We start from the raw sequence: 18,779 nt of genomic DNA, 5'->3' as shown, positions 1-18,779 counted from the left end.
AAAACTATGCCGCCACCGCCGAGCGCGCGACCCGGCGCGAGGGTGATCTCGCGCACGAAGCGAGGCCGCCACCCCGCTCCACCCCCGATTCGCGCGAATTGTCCCCTGTCCGCGTTGGGGTGCGCCCGGCGCACGTGGAATTCGTCGCGAATCACAATATTTCCCCGGAAATTTAGTTTCCGAGGACGGAATAGTGGTGTCGGAGGTGAACGCCGCGGTCGGAAATCGGTGTCGGTACACAATTCGGTTCGGGCGCCGCTTCGGCTATCGCGGCGGGCTCGCCATGCCCTTTCCTCTGCGAGCCCCTGACCGCCTGGATTTCGGAGCGCGCGTCGCCCGGCTATTCCGAGGCGCGGTCCAGCGAACCCGGGAACCAGCGTTGGATTCGAGCGGCGGCCGCCTCGGCCTTCTCGCGGGCGAGTGCCACCGAGGGCGCGGTGAAGGGCGCGCGCGGCGCCGGACCGGACAGGAAATCGGCGTCGACCTTGCCGACCAACCCGTCGCCGAATTCGATATGGCACGCGCCTCGGCCGCGGTACCGGTCGGTCGCGTCCGATCCGCGCAGTTTCGCCGCGATGCCCGCGGCGACCGTGCGGGCGGCATCCTCGGCGAAGACCCCGGCCCGCGGCACCGGCGCGTCGGCGCAGTCGCCGAGTGCGTAGACGTTCGGATACGGCGTTTCGAGGGTGGCCGGATCGACCGCCACCCAGCCGTCCGTGCCGCCGACGGTCAACCCCGACGCTTCGACGACGGCGGGCACGCGGTGTGCCGGGATGCCGATGAAAAGGTCGTAGGCGATATCGCCCGCACGGGTGAGCGCGACGTGACGGTCCGGATCCAGGCCGTGGACCAGCTGCCCGGGCGTGTACTCGATCCCGCGCCGGGTCAGCGCCTCGACGAGCGCGGCGGAGGTGTCCGCCGACACCGGGATCGGCGAATCCATCGGACTGATCATCCGGATGCGCGTGTTGCCGCCGAGACCGCGCCGCGCGAGCTTCTCGTGCAACAGCATCGCGCCCTCGTACGGCGCGGGCGGGCACTTGAAGGGAACACGAAGTATCGCCATGACGACGGAGCCGCCGTCGAAGCTGTCGAGCCGGTCGCGCAGCCTGGCGGCGCCCTCGATCGAGTAGTACTCGTAGCCGTCTTCGACGAAGCCCGGGGTCGCGGCCGGGTCGTAGTCGGCGCCGAGCGCGACGACGAGGATGTCCGGCTCGTACTCGGACCGATCGGTGACCACGCGGCGGGTCCTCGGATCGATCTCGGTGACTTCCTCACGCCGGAACTCGACACCTGGATGCGCGAGGTCGGCATAGGGAACCCGAACGGCCTCCGGCGCGACATCCCGGAACAGGATCTCCAGTTTGGCGAAGCCGAAGGTGAACGAGTCGTTCCGGTCGACAAGAACGACCCGGACCTCCTCGGCCAGCGAACGCGACAGGAGCGTGGCCAGCTCCAACCCCCCGAACCCGGCGCCGAGAATGAGCACGGTTCGCATACGCTCATTCTCCACCCGTTAGCCCCCCGTTCGCTGGCATTCCGAGTTCTCCGCCCGCACCTCGAACGTCCCCCTCCCCGAGAACCGGCCTGTTCCCAGCGCCGCCTTCCGGCATGCCACGGCCCTGGGCAGCGCGAACTCGGAGTTCTCGTCGATGTGGTGATAGCCGTCGGGCCTGAACGTGATTCCTCAGACGAATTGGGCGAATCGGACAGTCGTCCGACGCGGTGGGCACCGGCGCGGGTCCGACCCGCTCGGACGCGCTGTTCGCCGCCTACACCAGCCTCGCCGAGTACTACCCGCCTGCGCTGCTTGCCAATGTTGGTTCCGCGGACAAGTCGGGGGCGGAGATCAGCGAGGTGCTCTGCACCTCCAACGCGTACTGACTTCGGTCGGCTTCGCCGACGCGCGCGAGAACCATAGGCTGACACCGTGATTCGAGCGCTGTTCCTCGTTCCTTTGCTGTGTTGGCCGATCGCCGCGGCGACGCCACGCATTCGGGTTCGGGTGGGAGTCGTTCTGGGAGCGATCGCCGTTGCCGAGATGCTGGTGAGCTTGGGATGGGTGCTGCGCAGCGGGACGATGACGGTGATGGTCTTGTTGGTGGTGCTGAATTGCGTTGCCGTGGTGTGGGGTCTGATGTCGGATCGCGCGCAGGACGCGGAAAACCCGGCGGTGCGCCGTATCGGGCGGAAGCTGGTGATCTGGTATTGCGTTCTCAGCGTGCTGGGCGCCCTCGCCGTGGTCGGGGTCATGAAAGGGCAACGGGCCTCGGTTCCGCCCAGTGACGCGCTGCTGCCGCTGCCCGAGGGATTGGTCTTGCTGGAGAACCAGGACCGGGGTTGCGGCGGGAATTCGTCGACGATCTGTCTGCGCGCCTTCGAGATCGGGTCATCCGGGAATGTGTCCGCCGAGGACGTCAGCGACCGTGTTCGTCGCCATCTCGAGAGCGCGCACAATTGGTCCTTGTACCGAGGTCGCGGCGGCGACTGGTCCGGATGCCGGGACGAGGGCTGGGTTCTGGACCGAAACAACCGGTGTGTGAGCGTATTCGACCGTTCCGGCCACACCGTCGTCTGGTTCGAGAGCGTCGCCTACAACTGATGTCGCGGCCCCGGTGCGCTGGCCGCGACGCCCGATGGCCGATCTCGCTCGACGGCGAAACCGGCCGATTCCGTTCGCGTTTCAGGACAATTTGCCGTCGTAATCGGGAAGTTTGAAGGTCCGCTCGGCATGCCCGCCCGCGAGATCCGACGCGCTGTTGCCGATATTGGCGACGATGGTGTAGCCGTCGCCTTCGATGTCGATGCGGGCGTTGGTCTTGTATTGCTCGAGACCGGCCGAGCCCGCGGACAGGGTGGTGAGGGGACTGCCGTAGAGCCCGTCCACCGGGTAGCCGACGGCGGTCAGGTTGGTCTGGGTGTAGAGGTTCGTCAAGGCGGGGCGGCCGGTGACGAAAATGACTGCCGCGCCTTGTGATTTGGCCCATTTGGCGAGTTGGAGGACGGGCGCTGTGGCGGGTGTGACGGGGCCGGGGTTGTATTGCGTTTCCAGCGAGGTGTTGTCGATGTCGAGGACGATGGCCGGTCGCGTGGCGCCGGGCAGTCGTCCGGCCAAGTAGTCCTGGGCCTGGGCGGCGACCGTCTGCACCTCCGTGATCCACTGCGAGTACGGGGGAAGCCCACCGCCACCGGAGAGCGAGGAGGAACCGGAGCCGCCCGACAGCGACGACGAACCGGAGCCCCCCGACAGCGACGACGAGCCGGTGTCGGCCTGCGCGACGGACAGTGGGGCGACGGCGGTGATGGTGATGCCGAGGGCGATGCCTGCAACAGAGCGTCTCATGGGCGGGGACGTTATCGGCGACGAAACAGACGCGCAGGTGTTTCACATTGTCTCGCTCAGGATTTCCCGTTCAGTGGGACAGGCCGTGGAAACGCAAGGCGCGGTGACGATTTCGTGATACAGGCGCGAATTCGGGGGTGACCGCGATGCCGCGAATTCCCGATCCAGCACGGCGTGCGCGTCCGCGTCGCCGCTGGCGGGTGCGTGCACGCCCGACAGGGGAGAGCGTGCACGCACCCGCCGGGAATCACGCGGTGCGGTAGGTACGCGCTACCAGCGCCGAACGCAGATACCAGAGCCCGGAGGGCTGCGACGGATCGAAGCCGGTCAGCTGGCCGATCCGTTTGAGCCGGTAGTCGACGGTGTTCGTGTGTACGTGCAGCACACGGGCGGTGCGCTGACGGTTGAGGTTGTTGGCGATGTGCCGCTGCAACGTCTCCAGCAGTTCCGGGTGCTCGTCGAGCGGATCGAGCAGGGATCCGAGGTACTCGCGGCCGGGACCCGGTCGGGTCAACTGGTATTCGAGCGCCAGCTCGTCGAACCGGTAGAGCCCGGCCACCGCTTGGAGGCGCTGCACCATGTCGAGCAGTTCGTGCGCTTGGTCGGCGGCGTTGGGTATCTGCTCGGGACCGGCCTCGACCATGGTCGCGGTGATGCCCACCTGGGCGGACCGGGACAGCTCAGTGATCAGCGCGTCCAGCTGTCCTTTGTCCAGCGCGCCGGAGGGAATCAGGATGGTGCCGCCGTCCACGCTGAGCAAGGACAGCGCGGTGTTGCCGCACCGGGTGGCCAGCTCGGCCTGCACCCGGCGCAGCTTGCGCCTGGCCACGACCTGACCGTCCACGGCCGGATTGCGTTCGTCGCGATGCTGGGGGATGGCGACCGCGATCACCGCGTAGGACGAGGCGATGGCGATGCCGCATTCGCGCGCCATCGTGGAGGTGCTGTGCCCGCCGAGCAGCGCGGAGGTGAGAGTGTGTACCGCGGTGTGGTGTTCGCTGACGACGGCACGCAACTCGCGCACATAGGCCACCGAGATCGCCGAAGTGATCTGGTCGAGCATTTCCACGACCATTTTCGCGCCGTCGACGAGGTTGCCGTAGTCCTTGATGGTGGCATTGGAGACCACCAGATCCAGCCCGATCTTGAAGCCCTCGTGGATCGAGTGGTGGATTGTGTCGATCGGCACGCCCTCGCGCGCCCAGCCCGCCGCGGCGTCCTGTAGCCGCTGCATTTTGGCGGGAATGTCCTGCCCGTCGAGCATGCTCACGGCGAACTCGAGGCAAAGCCGGGTGATGGTCGTGACGTCGCCGCTGATGGCGTCGCCGGGGAGGGTGCCGCAGGGGATCACGTTCTCGACGAAATGCCCCACCATCTGGCGCGATAGGCTCCGGACGTCCTGCAACGGCGAAGACATCGGTCGGCCGGACAGAGTCAAGCTCGGTCTGGCCCCACTGTCGACGGTCATTGGCGACTCCTTCCGCCGGGATTTTGCTGTGCGGCGCATTCACACTAACTGCACGATCTCCGGCGCGGATCGATTCGTCAGGTTCTGTGAGATGACGACGCGGCGGAATTCGCGGCCTTGTGAGCGCTCACAGGACGGGGAGGAGTCGACGTTTCCGATACGGTTCCGGGCTTGCCGCGGGCCAATTCGTAGGCCGGGCGAAGTGGAATATCTGCGAGTCGAATTGTCGCCGAAATCGTCTGGGACGATATGGCCGTCACGCCTCGCAACGGACGCGGCTATACCCCTATTCGATCCACTCGGCCCCATCGAGGGTGTGGACCGAGACGGTCTGGCGAGCAAGCGGATACACGTCCATCCACGGCTGCCGGGCGGCGTGACCGCGAGCCTTCGACGACCCGGCCGGGCGGCGCTCTAGCGCATCTTCCGATATGGCACCGGGCGCCCGACTCGGGATTTACTCGGTGGTCGCTCACTCGAGGGGGAGGGCGCGAAACCGCCTCGCACGCAGGTTCACTGACCGAGATCGTCCACGGGGGAGGAGCGGCACGAAGAGCCACGGCATCGACCCCCCGCATCACCTTCCGTCCCAAGCGAGCGCTTGTGCGGTCGAAGGCTCGGGTGCCGGAACGCCCTGCCGCGCCGACCGTACAAGCGCGACAACGTCGTTCGCGCGACGCGGGGAGCTGACGGTTTGCCCCATCGGGTCGGGTGCCGCTCCGCCGAGCGGCCGGTAGTATCACCCGGGCCGGACCGGCCACCCAGAAACCTGGGGCTTGCCCGGCACGTGTCGTGCCCCGATGGTTGCAATAGCCCGTCTGCCGGGCACGCCACGGCAGGGAAGGCAGCGCTGACGAAACGATAGGGGCAGGCGATGAGACCGGCTCTGAGATGTCTTGTCTGGGAACTGGACAACACCATGTGGGACGGTGTCGTGTGCGACGCGACCAGCTCAACGCCGAGGCCCGCGGCCCTGCGCACGTTGCGCACGTTGAGCGACCGCGGCATCTGGCACGCCGTGGCGAGTCGCAGTGACCGCAATCTCACGCTGGACCTGCTGTACCGGCACGGCCTCTACGAGATGTTCTCGGCGCTGGAGATCGGCTGGGGCCGGAAATCCGCCAGCATCGTGCGGATCGCCCGAACCCTCGGCCTGAGCTTGGACACCATCGCGTTCGTCGACGACGAGCCGGTGGAGCGAGCCGAAGTGTCCCGCGCGCTGCCGCAAGTGCGCTGCTACGCGGCCCGCAACATCGACGTACTGACCGCGCTGCCCGACTTCAAGCCGGTGCTCGGCACCGGCCCGACCCCCACGCCGCCGCTCGGTTTCGACCGGGTGCCAGTCTTCTAGCTCGGCCGGACCCCGCCGGGGACGTCAGGCCTCCCGCAAAAACTTGGCCGCCTGCTCGCCGACGAACACGCTCGGCGCGTGCGTGTGGCCGCGGATGAGCAGCGGCATCACCGACGCGTCGGCGACCCGAAGTCCTTGCACGCCACGCACTTCCAGCCGCGGTGTGACAACGCTGGCCGGATCGGTGCCCATCCGGCAGGTGCCGACGGGGTGGTAGAGGGTGTGCGAGTAACCGTTGATCGCCAGTTCGAGGGTGGTCTCGAGCTCGTCCGCCGCGTTCGGCGGATAGATGAGGCTGCCGAGCACCGCCTTCATCGCGGGCGCGTCGGCGATCTTCGCGCAGGTACGCAGGCCCGCGAGCAGGGCGGCGCGGTCGGCGCCCGCGGAGTCGGACAGGTAGCGGGGATCGATGACCGGCTTGGCGGTCGGATCCGCCGACCCGAGCGCGATCCGTCCGCGGCTGTTCGGGCGCAGCAGCACGGTCGCCAGGATGACGCCGTGTTCGGTCGGATCGACCAAACCCTCGTAGTAGAACGGCGCGGGGGCGTAGATCAGCTCGAGGTCCGGCAGTTCCAGTTCCGGCTTGGACCGGACGAAGCCGTAGGCCTCGCCGATGTTGGAGGTGAGCATGCCGCGGTGGCGCAGCAGGTAGTCGATCAGCTGCCGCGGCTTCTTGTCGGCGCCGAACAGCGAATCCTCGGCCACCCCGTAGCCGATTCCCGCGACCAGGTGGTCCTGCAGGTTGGACCCGACCTCGGGCGCGTGCTCCACCACCTCGATCCCGTGGCGGGTCAGTTCGTCGGCGTCGCCGATGCCGGAGAGCATGAGCAGTTGCGGGCTGTTGATCGCGCCGCCGCACAGCACCACCTCGCGGCGCGCGGTGACGGTGTGGGTCTCGCCGTTCTGGCGGTATTCGACGCCGACCGCGCGCTTGCCCTCGAAGATCACGCGGGTGGCGAGGGCTTCGCTGTGCACGGTGAGGTTGTCCCGGCGTAGCGCGGGGCGCAGGTAGCCGTCGGCGGTGCTCCAGCGCCGGCCCGCGCGCTGGGTCACCATGGTCTGGCTGAAGCCGTCCGGTTGCGGGCGGTTCGGCGCTTCGACGGTGAACCCCGACTCCTGCGCCGCCGTCAGGAACGCCGCGGTGGAGGAGCGCGGGCTGCGCTGGTGCGAGACGTACAGCGGTCCGGCCGTGCCCTCGTCGGGGTACTGCGCGTCCTCCACGTTCTCGATCCGGCGGAACTGTTCGACGGCCGCCGCGAATCCCCAGTCCTCGCCGGCCAGCAGCGCCCACTCGTCGTAGTCGGCGCGGAAGCCGCGCACCCACATCATGGCGTTCATCGATGACGAGCCGCCGTACGTCCGGCCGCGTGGCCAGTACACCTGCCGGTTGTCGAGCTGCGGCTGCGGCTCGGTCAGGTAGTCCCAATCCAGTTCGGAGCGAAACAGTTTCGCGAACGCCGCGGGAATGTGGGCGAATTTGTCCTTGTCCGGCGGGCCCGCCTCCAGCACCACCACCTGGGTCCCGGAATCCTCGCTGAGCCGGTTGGCGATCACCGCGCCCGCCGAGCCCGATCCCACGATCACATAGTCGGCCGAGAGCTGCCCTGCTGCCACTGTTCACTCCGATCCACACCGCTTACGGCAAAGATACGGCCAACGACCCCGCCGCGGCGAGGTTTCGCGCAGAGCACGCCCGGGCGGATCATCGACAGGCTTCTGCGGCTTTGTGCCGCGGTGCTACCGCGCTCTGGACTAGCGTGAAGCAGTGGCCGCCCACCGGGCGCCCAACCTGATCCAACGTCTGTCCAACGACCGAGGAGTGGGTCCATGCCAGCGCAGCGCCGCACCTACCTCGTCCGACTCGATCCCGCACACTTCGCCGACGCCGAAGGTGCGGGAGGAAACCGGGCGAAACTCTTCGATTGGCTCGAGCCCACCTCCGCCGAGGTCGTCCAGCTCTGCGGCGCCGACCGCGTCGTCGTCTGCTGCGTCAGCGCTCTCGCGGATCAGATGAGGATGCTCGACTACGTCCTCGACGTCGAACCGCACGAGCCGATCGTGTGATGCACCGGCACCGGCCGCCCCGATCGCGGCTATTCGTCGAGTGGGCGAAGACCGATGATCGTGTGTGGGGCGGCGTAGATGTAGCGGCCGTCGCCTTTCGCGCTGAACTCGCCCCCACCGGTGAGGGCGTCGGGGTCCGCATTGATCGCGAGGAACGGTATGTCCCAGACGATTTCGCCGGTACGCGGATCGATGGCCCACAGGCCGGTGGTGTCGGCGAGGACGGCGACGTGACCGTCCCAGCCGTGCACCGCGCCGAAGCGCTCGGTGTTCGTACGCCAGAGACGTTGTCCGGTACGGAGATCCAGCCCGGTCGAGGTCAGGGTCGCCGGATCGTGCAGCAGAGCGACGTCACCGAGCACAGCCGTCGCGGTGCCTCGGTTCGCGCCGCTGCCGTAGCGGTCCGGGCCGGTCCGCACGAGGTCTCGGTTGGTCCACCGGATGGTTCCGTCGCGGCGGTCGTACGCGACGTCGGCCAGCAGGACGGGAATCGTCGCGTCCGCGGGCCTGTCGACCGTCAGATCGTGCACGCCCTCGTCCTCGCCGTCGGTCGCGACGAGCGTGCGTCCGGTGCGGTCGAGGATCTCGGCGCCGGTCGGCGAATACCCGGCGCACCCGGTGTGGTCGTGTAGGACGAGGGCGTCGAAAGTCTGGGTGACGTGGGAACATCCGTGCAGTTTCGCGGTCCAGGTCGGATCGCCGCCGCGCGGATCGAAACCGGCGATGTCGGCGCCGAGGGCGAGCACGCCCTGACCGTGGGAGACGTCCAGCGCGTCGGAGGGAAGGTCCTCCCACAACGTGCCCATCTCGAACGCGCGAGTCCAGTAGGCGTCGGGGTCCGCGAGTGTCCCGGCGTGTACCCGCACGTCGTCGGACTCGACATCGCCCTCCGCGAGGTAGACGCGGTCGTCGGTGGCCGCGAGCGCGAAGACGAGCCAATCGGTCGGCGTGCGGGTGATCGCTCCGCTGGCGACGTCGTAGCCGACCAGGGCCGGTATGTCGGCGGTCGGGGACGTGAAGCAGACGATGTCGCCGTCGACCGGAGTGCCCGCGCATCCGCCGAGCTCGGCCGCGGGCGCCCGCCAGCGCGTCGCGCCCGTCGCGGCGTCGATGCCGTACATCACCGGGTCGCGCACCGTGCCGTCGTCCGCCGCCCCGACCACGGTCACCACGGTGTCACCCGCGTCGACGAAACCCGTGGTGTCCATGTCGTATTCGGTGCCTGCGACGGGATCGCGGAACTCCGCGGCCGCTCGCCCGTCGATGGCCGCCGCGTCGATCGACCACGCCAAACCCGGTGCGGCGTCGCCGGTTCCGGTGATCTTGCGGGTGCCGTCCTCGGGGTGCAACAGCACCGCGACCGCGCCCGCGCTCGTCACGACGGCGGCTACGGTGGCCAGCACCAGATTGCGGACGCCCGGCGGCCACGCCATCACGGCACCTCCAGTCCGGGAGTCAGCGCGATCGCTTCGAGCTGCGCGACGCTCAGTGGCTCGTGGGGACTGTCCGCGCCGGAAACCACGCGCACCGTGGCGCCCGACGGGCGGGTCACGACGACGGTGCGCGTCATCTCCGAGGTCGCCGCGAGAAATATTCGCACTTCACGGCTTTCGACCACTGTTCCGTCCGGGAGTTGCCGTGTGGTGACCCTATCTCCACTCGACGGCCCGGAATCCAGTGGCGTCGTTCGACCGGCGCCGATCGCGATGCTCAGCCGCGACCGGTGGTCACCGGCGATGACCCGCACCGCCTGGCAAACCCCGCCGGAGTCGTCCGCTCCGGGACGCAACGCCCCCAGCGGGCGGTCGAGGGTGAGGCCATCCAGTGGGATCCGCGCAAGCACCGCGTCCAGCCTGCTCGCTTCGGCCTCATCGATAGCGGCGGCATCCTCCGCGGCCAGGCGGCAGTCTTCGGGCGGGTCCGGCGTTCCGGGTGGCACGGGCGCTGCGACCCGTACACCCGGGGCGCTCGCCAAGCCGACGAGTTCGTCGACGGACAACGGCACGGTCCCGGTGGGCCCGAGCTCGTGTGGCGCGTCGGTGGCAATGGCCACGACGACGCTGCCGTCCGGTGTGTAGGCGTGGGCGGTGCGGGACAGGGTGCGCACACCGTCGACCTGTGACCAGGTGTCGTGTGTGTCGACCGTCGTACCGTCGGCGAGCAGGCGACGCTCGTCGAGTTGCCCGGCGACACAGGGCGGTATCGGCGCGGTGGATTGCCGCACCGATACCGACAGCGACCCCGCCAGATCGCCCCGCCGCAGCGTGGCGCGCGCGTCGGTGAAGCCGCCGAACTCCGCGAATTCGGGTGAGTCGCCTGCGACGATCGGCTGGAACCACAGCGACTCGTCGACGGGTTCGAAGCCGATGACCACTCCGTCGGGCAGCGCCTCGTGCAGCGCGGCCGACATCGCCACGGCTTTGGGCCCGGAGAACCATGGATACGCCGGGTTGTCGTAACCGAATTCGCTGCTGACCACGAAGCCCGTCAATTCGCCTTCGCCGGGCGGTTCGACGGCGTCGCAGCCGGGAATGCGCGTCGGATACGTGACCGGCGGCGTGACGACCGACGCCCGCGGCGGTTCGGCCTCGGCCGCCGTGCTGGTCGTGGTCGTCGGCGTCGTCGTCAGGTCGGGATCCGGGTCGTGCAGCAGTCCGCCGACGATCACGCCGCTCGCCACGATCGCCACACAGAGCAGGCCTTGCGTCCACGCGGTGACCGCGCGCGACGGCGTGGCGTCCGCGCTCGTTGTCTCCGGCACCGTTGCTCCCCTCGGATCCCGACCATTAGATCAGCCCGGGGGCCAAGCCGATCAACAGGATTCGGCGCCGCCCTGCCTAACGCAGCGGCAGCACGCTCAGGACCGGGTCGTAGGCCCAGTTCAGCATGCGCTCGGCATCGTCCTTAGCGATGACGTCGCTGTGCGGTGAGCTGTCCAAGACCACGCCGATCAGCGGTATTCCCGCCCGGACCGTCTCGAACAGCAGGCAGGTTCCCGCGGCGTCGGTCCACCCGGTTTTGATCCCGATGGCGCCGGGATAGTCGCGCAGCAGCCGGTTCGTGGTCCGCCAGAAGTGCTCGCGGTTGCTCGGGCCCTCGGGTACATGATGGTCTTGCGCGCTGACGATTTCGCGGAATGCCGGTTGGCGCATCGCGCGCAGGCCGAGGGCCACCAGGTCCGCCGGTGTGGAGGAGTTGGAGTGATCGGTGGGGACGGGCAGTCCGCTGGGATCGGTGAAATGCGTTCCCGCCAGGCCCATCTGACGCGCGACATCGTTCATCCTGGCGATGAAGCCGTCTTGGCCGGGCCCGTATGCCTCGGCGAGGGCATAGGCGGCGTCGCAGCCCGACGGCAGCATCAGCCCGTAGAGAAGCTGTCGCGCGGTGAGTACCTCGCCGGGGACCAATCCCGCGGTACTGCCGTCGTGCCTGATGCAGTAGGAGATGGCTTCTTGCGGCACGGTGATGGTCCGGTCGAGATCGCCTGCGTCGACCACGACCACTGCCGTCATCACCTTGGTGATGCTGGCAATCGGGACCGGGGTGTCCGGCCGTCGCGACCACAGCGCCGTGCCGGTGAATCCGTCCGCCAGCACCGCCCCCGACGCCTGAACTCCGTCCGGTTCGGAAGTCAGCCAGGGCAATTGGATATGGGGCATGCTTGCGGCGGGGGCGGCCCCGACACCATGACCAGCCGCCACGATCAACGCACCGGCGACGGCAGCCTGCAACAATCGGGCAAATGTTCGCATGGCCCACATTGTGCCGTTCATCCCCGCTGATGAGCGGGATTTCGCCGGCCGTATTTCCGCGCGGCTCCGGCGACAGCATACGCACGGCTAATCACGCACGCGCTGGCCCTCGGCGCGAAATTCCGGTCGAACGGGGCGACCGCGCGGTCGGGTGCCCGGGGCCTGCGAAACGCCGCAGCGGCCCGCGAGGTGGGACATCACCACACGGGCCGCTGCGCGATACGCCGATCGGGATCGTGACCGGCGCTGACGTTCGGACGATCGACGCTCAGCAGTTGCTCGGCGCCGGCTCACCCTTGATCCGGGCGTCTATCCACGTCATCGCCGCGGGCGCGCCGATCAACGCCGCGGTCAGATGCTCGGGCATCTGCACGCGCTGCATTTCCAACTGCACCCCCGACTCGCACCAACGGCGGTCGGTGTTCACGATGGCACCGATCGGAATCAGCGGGTCGCTCGGCGAATGCCATTCGAACATCGGGATTTCCGGCACGCCGGGGTACAGCTCCAAGCTGTTCTCCTCCACGACCGCCCTGGCGTCGCCGGGCATGTCGAAGATCGAGGGGTTCGAGGCATAGTCGCGCGCACCGGTGTTGGCGCCGATGGCGAGCAGTTCATTGGTGCAGCTGTTGGCCATCGCGTCACGGACCGCGAGGCCACGTTGGTTGAGATGCGCGCTGAGCGGTACCCGGTCCGGGTACTCCCGTTCCAGGCCGATCGCCACCGCCATGGCCAGCCCGAAGGCCGGGTGCGGGTCGGGGCCCAACGCCTCCGCCATGGTCATCAAGTTCATCGGCACGCCGCCGATGGCGGCGCCCGCGAGCCTCAGCTCGGGCGCGTACGTCGGTTGCAGCGCCGCCGCCCACGAAGTGGCGATGCCGCCGCCCGAGTAGCCCACCATCCCCACCGGACTGTTCGCCAGACCGAGTTCGGGTAGTCGCTTGGCCGCGCGGATGCCGTCCAAGGTGATCTGGCCACCAAGACGGGCGGCGCCGAGGGCGAACTGCGGACCGAGATGATCCGGCAGTGCGATACTCCAGCCCCGCTGCAACGCGACGTTCAGAATCGGCGTGGTGATACCCAGATTCAGATCGCCGTCGTAGAGCCTGCGCGATACCGCGCAATGGGTGCCGAGCGAGTTGATGAAATGTTGATACGACAGCAGCGGTGCGTCCGGCAGGCTGCCGAGGGGCGTGAGGATCGTCGTGGTCGCGGCGATCGGTGTGCCGCGTGAGTTGGTGGACCGGAACTCGACCTGCCGGACGGTGGCGCCGGGGAAGAGCGGCAGCGGCGGCAATGCCCGCACGTCCAGCACGTCACCGGGACGGTGCGCCGCCAGGTCCGCCGGGGCGGCGTAGAACGGGTCCGGATCGGGTATCGGATACAGCGGTGCCGCGGTTGCCGTTGTTGCCAGCAGCACACCAAGCGCCATACCGCCGAGGGTGCCGATGACCTGGGTCACGCGGTGGCATCTATTGCTGGATAACAGGGAAAACGGACGAGTCACGACCTCTGACCTCCAAGGGGAGCGCGGATACGTCGACGAGCCACCAGCATTCAAATGCCCTCGTCGGCAAACTCCCAGCGACACGCCGATGGGGGTGCGAGCGCCCCGGAAAATCGTGTTTCGGCCGCGCCGCCTCGGAGGCCCTCCCGACGATGCGTCTGGATCGATAGATCACAGCGGGAGCGGCCGGTACGGTCGCCAGCATGAGCAAGTCGGTCGTGGAGCTGTCCCATCCGATCTCGGATGGCATGCTCACCTACCCTGGCCTGCCTCGTCCACGAATCACCCCGGACATTCCGCGCACGCAGTCGCCGCTGATCGACATGGCCTACGAGATCGCCCGCGTGGACATGGTCGGCCACACCGGCACCTACCTCGCCGCGCCCTTCCATTTCCACGCCGACGGCGGCGACATCGCCGAACTGCCGCTGGAACGGCTGTTCAACGTGCCGATCGTGATGATCCGTGCGGCGGGGATCCGCGCGGTGGGACCGAATCTGCTCGGCGACCCCGCCCGGTTGTGGGGCAAGGCGGTGCTCGTGCACACCGGGTGGTCCTCGCGATGGGGTTCGGCTTCGTACCAGGGCCCCGGACATCCGTTCCTGGTCGGCGAGGTCGCCGACGCACTGGTCGCCGCCAATGTGGCGCTGGTCGGCATCGACTCGCTCGACATCGATGACACGTCCCTGCCGACGCGGCCGTGTCACCACACGCTGCTCGGCGCGGGAATCCCGATCATCGAGCAGATGACGAACCTCGACGCGGTGCCCGACATCGGCGCCAAGCTGGTCGCGCTGCCCGCGCCGGTGCGCGGAACCGGCTCGTTTCCGCTGCGCGCCGTCGCTTGGACCGACTGGTAGCGCCGGTATACGAAAGACGGCACGCGGTCGAATCGACCACGGGCCGCCGATACTCCGTCGGCCGACCGCGCTCAGCCGGCGGCCGGGGTCTCGTGGTTCGCCGTGCGCACCGGAACGATCGGCAACACGAGCGCGGCGGGGGCACCGGCCGGTACCACCGGCGCGACCGGGGCGACCGGCGAAATCCGCTGGTACCCCTCGCTTTGCGACGGCCTGGTGTCCACCTCGCCCTTGTTCGGCCAGTAGGCGGCGGCCCGCTCGGCCTGCGCGGTGATGGTCAGCGACGGGTTCACGCCGAGGTTGGCGGAGACCGCCGCGCCGTCCACCACGCTCAGCGTCGGGTAGCCGAAGACGCGGTGGTAGCCGTCGATGACGCCGTGCTCCGGGTCGGCGCCGATGGTGGCGCCGCCGAGGAAGTGCGCGGTGAGCGGGACGTTGAAGATCTCGCCCCAGCTGCCGCCCGCGATGCCGCCGATCTCGTCGGCCACCTTGCGCGTGACCTCGTTGCCGACCGGGATCCACGTCGGATTCGGTTGGCCGTGGCCCTGTTTCGAGGTGAGCTTGCGCCCGAACACGCCGCGCTTGGTGTAGGTGGTGATCGAGTTGTCCAGGTGCTGCATCACCAGCGAGATGATGGTGCGCTCGCTCCAGTTCCTGGTGCTCAGGAACTGGAACAGGTGCAGCGGATGGCGCAGCACGAGCAGCAGGAACCGCAGCCAGCGCGGAATGCGGCCGCCGCCGTCCACCATCAGCGTCTGCAGCAGGCCCATCGAGTTGGAGCCCTTGCCGTAGCGGACGGGTTCGATGTGGGTGTCCGGCGTCGGGTGGATCGAGGACGTGATCGCCACGCCCTTGGTGAAGTCGACGCCGGGGGTGACCTTCCTGGTCGCCGCGCCGACGATCGACTCGGAATTGGTGCGGGTCAGCACGCCGAGCCGTTCGGAGAGGCCGGGCAGCACGCCCTTGTCGCGCATGTCGAACAGCAGCTTCTGGGTGCCGCGGGTGCCCGCGGCGAGCACCACGTGCGCGGCCGTGTAGGTCTTGGGTTGCTTGCGGACCAGCTTGCCGGTGCGCTTGGTCTCCACATCCCAGGTGCCGTCGGGCAGCGGCCGCAGCGCGGTGACCGTGGTCATCGGGACGACCTCGGCGCCGGCCTGCTCGGCCAGGTACAGGTAGTTCTTGACGAGAGTGTTCTTGGCGCCGAACTTGCAGCCGACCATGCAGTCGCCGCATTCCACGCAGCCGGTGCGCTCAGGGCCGACACCGCCGAAGTACGGATCGGCCACGGTCTTGCCCGGTTCACCGAAGAACACGCCGACCGGGGTTTGCACGAAGGTGTCGCCGACGCCCATGTCCTCGGCGACCTTCTTGAAGACCTCGTCGGCGGGTGTCATGTGCGGATTGCGCACCACGCCGAGCATCTTCTGGGCTTGCTCGTAGTAGGGCGTCAGTTCCGAGCGCCAGTCCGTCATGTCGCGCCACTGCGGGTCCTGGAAGAACGGCTCCGGCGGCACGTAGAGGGTGTTGGCGTAGTTCAGCGAACCGCCGCCGACACCGGCGCCGCCGAGGATCAGCACGTCGCGCAACAAGTGGATGCGCTGAATGCCGTAGCAGCCGAGCGCGGGCGCCCACAGGAACTTGCGCAGGTCCCAGCTGGTCTTGGGGAGTTCGTCGTCGGCGAAGCGCTGACCCGCCTCGAGCACGCCGACCTTGTACCCCTTCTCCACCAGGCGCAGCGCGGTCACGCTGCCGCCGAAACCGGAACCGACGATGAGCACATCGAAGTCGGTTGCTCGCTGGGACATGCGCGGAACTCCTCGAACGGTCGGCAGTGACCCGCGTTACGCTAATGCGGACAGTAGGAGCTGTCAACGAGGAGTCGACCGGGGTATCTATGCTGAGTCGCGTGTCCCGATACAGCCGTCTTCAGCTGGCCGATCTCAGCGGTGTACCGGCGCGCACCATCCGCTACTACCACTCGCTCGGTGTGCTGCCGAAACCCGGCCGCGCGGGCAAGGAGGCCGTCTACACCGACGAGCATCTGGATCGGTTGCGCGACATCTCCGGTATGCAGGCGCGCGGACTGCGCCTGGAGGCGATCCGGGAGGTGTTCGACGCCGAAGCCCAGCGCGGCGCCACCGCGGACTGGCGCTCGGTGCTCGACCCGCGGTATCCGGGTGCGGCGGATCAGTCGGTGGTGATCGACGACGACGAGTTGTCGTCCCTGCTCGGCGATCGCCGCGCCGACATCCTCGACGAACTCGTCGCCGCCCAATACGTCGAGCGATGCGGGGAAGGCTGGCGTATTCCCGATCAGCCGATGCTCAAGGGCGCGCTGATCCTGTACGACGTCGGCACCGACATCACCCTGAGCGGCGCGCTGCGCAAACTCATCCGCGCCAGGATCGCCGATCTCGCCGACGAGATGGTGCGCACGTTCCGCGACGCGGCCGCGACGAGTTACGGCGGTGAGGGCATCGGCACGGACCTGAGCCGGTTCCGCGAACGTTTCCGCGCCGCCGCGTGGGAGGTCGGCGGCGCGACCTTGGCCGACGAGATCGAGCGCGCGGTCCGCGAACTGGACGGCTGACGGATCCGCGAGCGGTGTTCACTAAAGTGACACCCATGACGACGCCGCGCGCGCGGGCACGAGCCCAGACGATGGAGGACATCAAGCGGATCGGCCGCGAGCATCTCGCCACGCACGGCGCCGCGGCGCTGTCGCTGCGCGCGGTGGCCCGCGATCTCGGAGTGGTCTCCTCGGCGGTGTACCGGTATGTGCGCAGCCGCGACGAGTTGCTGACCCTGCTCGTGGTGGACGGCTACAACGCCCTCGGCGACGCCGTGGACGACGCCCTCACCGCCGCGCCCACCGATCCCGCGGAGCGGCTGCGGGTGGCGGGCCGCGCGGTGCGCGCCTGGGCGCTGGCCGAACCCGCTTGGTACGGACTGCTTTTCGGCTCGCCGGTCCCGGGGTACGAGGCGCCCGCCGAGCAGACCGTCGATCCCGGTGTGCGGGTGATCGCCACGCTGATGAGGATCTTCGCCGACGCGCACGGGGCGGGCCGCTTGCGGGAGCCGACCCGCCCGGTCCGCGTGTCGACCGCGTTGGCGGGCAGCTTCGCCGGTGTCCGCGACGAATTCGACCTGGACGTGCCGGACTGGCTGGTGGTGCGTGGCGTCGGGGTCTGGAGCGCGCTGTTCGGCGCGGTGAGCTTCGACGTGTTCGACATGTACGGCCGCGACACCTTCGCCGACCGCACCGAGCTGTTCGAGCTCGTCCTGGACAACCTGCTGGACCTGCTGGGTTTCCCCGCCTGACCGCCGGACAAACCTCTCTCGCCCCATTGTGTGGGACCGCCGGTCCCATATATTCTGGATCACAACACGCGAGGAGCGTGCGCGGTGCCGGCGCCCAGCGTCGGCCTGAGCGAGGAGGCATCGATGACGCTGTCCGAATCGGTTCGTACCGGACTGTTCGATCGGGAGTACTGGGAGACGCTGGACACCCTGTCCGAGGGTTCGGTGCACCGGAAATTCGACCCCTACCTGGACATCGACTGGGACGGACCGGAATTCGCGATCGACAAGGACGATCCACGATGGATCCTGTCCCCGGAGTTCGATCCGCTCGGCGCGACCGACTGGTACCGAAACCTGCCGCCGCAGCGGCAGATCGAGATCGGCCGATGGCGCACCGCGAACGTGATCAAGGTGGGCGCGGCCTTCGAGAGCGTGCTGATCCGCGGAATGATGCAGTACATCATGAAGCTGCCCAACGGCTCTCCGGAGTTCCGTTACTGCCTGCACGAGATGACCGAAGAGTGCAACCACATCCAGATGTTCCAGGAGCTGGTCAACCGGATCGGCGTGGATGTGCCCGGCATGCGGCCGATCTTCCGCGCGCTGTCTCCGCTGATCGGCGTGGCGGGCGGCTACGCGCACGTCATCCTGTTCATCGGCATCCTCGGCGGCGAGGAACCGATCGACCACTACCAGAAGGCGATCATCCGCGACGGCGGCAATATTCCGCCCGCCGTGCTGCGCACCATGGAGATCCACATCGCCGAGGAGGCGCGGCACATCTCCTTCGCCAACGAGTTCCTGAAGGCGCACATCGAACGCATGAGCCCGGCGGGTAAAGCCGTGTGCGCCTTGGCCTTTCCGCTGGCGATGCGCTGGCTGGCCGGGGAGATCATGGTGCCGCCGCGCTCGTTCGCCAAGGACTTCGACATCCCGCGCGAGGTGTTCCGCGACGCGTTCTGGCGTGCTCCGCAGTCGCGCCGGATCCTGTCCGGCTACTTCGGCGACATCCGCAAACTCGCGGGCGAACTCGGTCTGATGAACCCGGTCACCAAGCGAGTGTGGTCGATGCTGCACATCGACGGCGACGCCGCGCGCTACCGCAGCGAACCCGAACGCCGCATCGCCTGA

At 68.4% G+C, this 18,779-nt stretch carries 17 protein-coding genes; 8 read left to right on the top strand and 9 right to left on the bottom strand.

Features of this window, described 5'->3' with window-relative positions:
- Positions 1 to 340: 340 nt before the first annotated feature.
- A complete protein-coding gene (locus tag ABZV58_RS29730) occupies positions 341 to 1,498 on the bottom strand; it encodes an FAD-dependent oxidoreductase (protein ID WP_355003497.1) in 1,158 nt (385 codons plus the stop codon).
- Between the two features lie 227 nt (positions 1,499 to 1,725).
- Between ABZV58_RS29730 and ABZV58_RS29725 the strand changes: the two genes are divergently transcribed.
- On the top strand, positions 1,726 to 1,884 hold the full coding sequence (locus tag ABZV58_RS29725; protein ID WP_355003496.1) for a hypothetical protein: 159 nt from the start codon (positions 1,726 to 1,728) through the stop codon (positions 1,882 to 1,884).
- Positions 1,885 to 1,930: 46 nt separating this feature from the next.
- Positions 1,931 to 2,602, top strand: a complete 672-nt coding sequence (locus tag ABZV58_RS29720) for a hypothetical protein (RefSeq protein ID WP_355003495.1) — start codon at positions 1,931 to 1,933, stop codon at positions 2,600 to 2,602.
- 81 nt (positions 2,603 to 2,683) lie between these two features.
- Here ABZV58_RS29720 and ABZV58_RS29715 read toward each other — a convergent pair whose 3' ends face one another.
- Entirely contained in the window at positions 2,684 to 3,343 is a 660-nt protein-coding gene (locus ABZV58_RS29715; RefSeq protein ID WP_355003494.1) for an HAD family acid phosphatase, read from the bottom strand.
- Positions 3,344 to 3,590: 247 nt separating this feature from the next.
- A complete protein-coding gene (locus tag ABZV58_RS29710; RefSeq protein WP_355003493.1) occupies positions 3,591 to 4,811 on the bottom strand; it encodes a helix-turn-helix domain-containing protein in 1,221 nt (406 codons plus the stop codon).
- An 874-nt stretch (positions 4,812 to 5,685) separates the two neighbouring features.
- On the opposite strand from ABZV58_RS29710, the gene ABZV58_RS29705 reads away from it, so the two are divergent.
- Complete coding sequence (locus ABZV58_RS29705; RefSeq protein ID WP_355003492.1) at positions 5,686 to 6,162, top strand: HAD-IIIC family phosphatase; 477 nt, start codon at positions 5,686 to 5,688, stop codon at positions 6,160 to 6,162.
- Positions 6,163 to 6,186: 24 nt separating this feature from the next.
- Here the strand turns inward: ABZV58_RS29705 and ABZV58_RS29700 are convergent, their stop codons facing one another.
- Positions 6,187 to 7,776 (bottom strand): GMC family oxidoreductase N-terminal domain-containing protein, encoded by a 1,590-nt coding sequence (locus ABZV58_RS29700; RefSeq protein WP_355003491.1) that lies wholly within the window; start codon positions 7,774 to 7,776, stop codon positions 6,187 to 6,189.
- Between the two features lie 213 nt (positions 7,777 to 7,989).
- Between ABZV58_RS29700 and ABZV58_RS29695 the strand changes: the two genes are divergently transcribed.
- The gene (locus ABZV58_RS29695) at positions 7,990 to 8,226 is read left to right on the top strand and encodes a hypothetical protein (RefSeq protein ID WP_355003490.1); all 237 of its coding nucleotides are present in this window, start codon (positions 7,990 to 7,992) and stop codon (positions 8,224 to 8,226) included.
- Between the two features lie 29 nt (positions 8,227 to 8,255).
- Here ABZV58_RS29695 and ABZV58_RS29690 read toward each other — a convergent pair whose 3' ends face one another.
- The 4 genes from ABZV58_RS29690 to ABZV58_RS29675 form a co-directional block, all read right to left on the bottom strand.
- Entirely contained in the window at positions 8,256 to 9,659 is a 1,404-nt protein-coding gene (locus tag ABZV58_RS29690; protein WP_355003489.1) for a PQQ-binding-like beta-propeller repeat protein, read from the bottom strand.
- Positions 9,659 to 10,987, bottom strand: coding sequence for a hypothetical protein (locus ABZV58_RS29685; RefSeq protein WP_355003488.1), 1,329 nt, complete (start codon positions 10,985 to 10,987; stop codon positions 9,659 to 9,661). Before ABZV58_RS29685 ends, ABZV58_RS29690 begins: the two co-directional genes overlap by 1 nt.
- 76 nt (positions 10,988 to 11,063) lie before the next feature.
- A complete protein-coding gene (locus tag ABZV58_RS29680) occupies positions 11,064 to 11,978 on the bottom strand; it encodes a serine hydrolase (protein WP_355003487.1) in 915 nt (304 codons plus the stop codon).
- Between the two features lie 268 nt (positions 11,979 to 12,246).
- Positions 12,247 to 13,410 carry a lipase family protein gene (locus tag ABZV58_RS29675; RefSeq protein ID WP_355003722.1) on the bottom strand — a complete coding sequence of 388 codons (1,164 nt, stop codon included), beginning with the start codon at positions 13,408 to 13,410 and terminating at the stop codon, positions 12,247 to 12,249.
- Between the two features lie 278 nt (positions 13,411 to 13,688).
- On the opposite strand from ABZV58_RS29675, the gene ABZV58_RS29670 reads away from it, so the two are divergent.
- Complete coding sequence (locus ABZV58_RS29670) at positions 13,689 to 14,345, top strand: cyclase family protein (RefSeq protein ID WP_355003486.1); 657 nt, start codon at positions 13,689 to 13,691, stop codon at positions 14,343 to 14,345.
- 71 nt (positions 14,346 to 14,416) lie between these two features.
- On the opposite strand, the gene ABZV58_RS29665 is transcribed toward ABZV58_RS29670, so the two are convergent.
- Positions 14,417 to 16,150 (bottom strand): GMC family oxidoreductase, encoded by a 1,734-nt coding sequence (locus tag ABZV58_RS29665; protein ID WP_355003485.1) that lies wholly within the window; start codon positions 16,148 to 16,150, stop codon positions 14,417 to 14,419.
- A 101-nt stretch (positions 16,151 to 16,251) separates the two neighbouring features.
- On the opposite strand from ABZV58_RS29665, the gene ABZV58_RS29660 reads away from it, so the two are divergent.
- The 3 genes from ABZV58_RS29660 to ABZV58_RS29650 all read left to right on the top strand — a co-directional run bounded on the left by ABZV58_RS29660 (position 16,252) and on the right by ABZV58_RS29650 (position 18,779).
- Entirely contained in the window at positions 16,252 to 16,935 is a 684-nt protein-coding gene (locus ABZV58_RS29660; protein WP_355003484.1) for a MerR family transcriptional regulator, read from the top strand.
- 35 nt (positions 16,936 to 16,970) lie between these two features.
- Positions 16,971 to 17,666 (top strand): WHG domain-containing protein, encoded by a 696-nt coding sequence (locus ABZV58_RS29655; RefSeq protein ID WP_355003483.1) that lies wholly within the window; start codon positions 16,971 to 16,973, stop codon positions 17,664 to 17,666.
- A gap of 123 nt (positions 17,667 to 17,789) precedes the next feature.
- Positions 17,790 to 18,779 (top strand): diiron oxygenase, encoded by a 990-nt coding sequence (locus ABZV58_RS29650; protein WP_355003482.1) that lies wholly within the window; start codon positions 17,790 to 17,792, stop codon positions 18,777 to 18,779.

The organism is Nocardia sp. NPDC004654 (assembly GCF_040609595.1).
GTDB lineage: Bacteria > Actinomycetota > Actinomycetes > Mycobacteriales > Mycobacteriaceae > Nocardia.
Note: the sequence above shows the minus strand (reverse complement) of the source record. Positions and strands in the feature narration are given on the sequence as shown.